Source organism: Vibrio sp. 10N.222.48.A3, assembly GCF_041475345.1.
In the GTDB taxonomy this organism is placed as follows: Bacteria; Pseudomonadota; Gammaproteobacteria; order Enterobacterales; family Vibrionaceae; genus Vibrio; species Vibrio tasmaniensis_A.
Window position 1 is genome coordinate 1 of sequence record NZ_JBFRVX010001528.1, and the last position, 949, is coordinate 949.

The 949-nt window shown below is 45.7% G+C and carries 2 protein-coding genes; both read left to right on the forward strand.

Annotation, left to right across the window (positions count from 1 at the left end):
- The coding region (locus AB4653_RS27550; RefSeq protein ID WP_372105832.1) for a threonine/serine exporter family protein at nucleotides 1-348 on the forward strand (348 nt) is incomplete at its 5' end.
- Between the two features lie 40 nt (nucleotides 349-388).
- The gene (folA, locus tag AB4653_RS27555) at nucleotides 389-868 is read left to right on the forward strand and encodes a type 3 dihydrofolate reductase (protein WP_009847829.1); all 480 of its coding nucleotides are present in this window, start codon (nucleotides 389-391) and stop codon (nucleotides 866-868) included.
- The last annotated feature ends 81 nt before the right edge of the window (nucleotides 869-949 follow it).

The window sequence follows — 949 nt, forward strand, 5'->3', positions numbered from 1 at the left end:
TCCATTGGCCACGGTAGCCGTTACTTAATGATGCATTTCGGCATTCCCATTGAATGGGCGACGTTCTTTGCTGCTACATTGGTCGGCATGATAGGGGTGCACTGGTCGCATAAATTGTTAGCACACCCGAAAGTATTTACGGTTGCAGCCTTGATTCCGATGGTCCCTGGCGTGTTTGCCTTTAAGGCGATGATTGCCATGGTTGAGATTAACCGAGCAGGATACAACCCAGAACTATTGGCATTGTTGATGGAGAACTTTTTGAAATCGATGTTCATTATCGCAGGGCTTGCGGTTGGCTTAGCAGTGCCTGGGCTGTTATTCTACCGTCGTAGACCTATCGTCTAGCTTCAACTTCATTTTCAAGTAAGGACAGGACTTTCGATTTATGATCATCAGCATGATAGCGGCAATGGCGAACAACCGTGTAATTGGTAAAGACAATCAGATGCCTTGGCATTTACCTGCAGATTTCGCATGGTTTAAACGTTCAACTATGGGTAAACCTGTCGTGATGGGACGTAAGACTTACGATTCAATTGGACGTCCTTTACCGGGGAGGCTGAACGTTGTAATCAGCCGCGACGAGAGTTTAGAAATCGGAGGCGTCACGACGGTAACTTCGATTGAAAAAGCACTAGAGCTGGTTAGTGATGTTGATGAAGTGATGATCATCGGTGGCGGTTCAATCTATGAAAGCTGCTTACCAAAAGCGAACAAGTTATACCTGACTTATATCGATTTTGATGTGGATGGTGATACTCAATTCCCAGACTGGGGAGAAGGTTGGAAGCAGAGCTTTAATGATACTTATCAGGCGGATGAGAAAAACAAGCACAATATGGAGTTTGTGGTTCTCGAGCGTTAACGGTGGTTATTAAGCGTTAGGCTCTGAAAATGCTTGCGTTACTGTGCCCAGCTAGCGCAAGCTTCTCGTATCTCGTATCTC

Coding starts and splice junctions, on each gene's coding strand:
- folA (WP_009847829.1), top strand. CDS start 389: ATGATCATCAGCATGATAGCGGCAATGGCGAACAACCGTGTAATTGGT.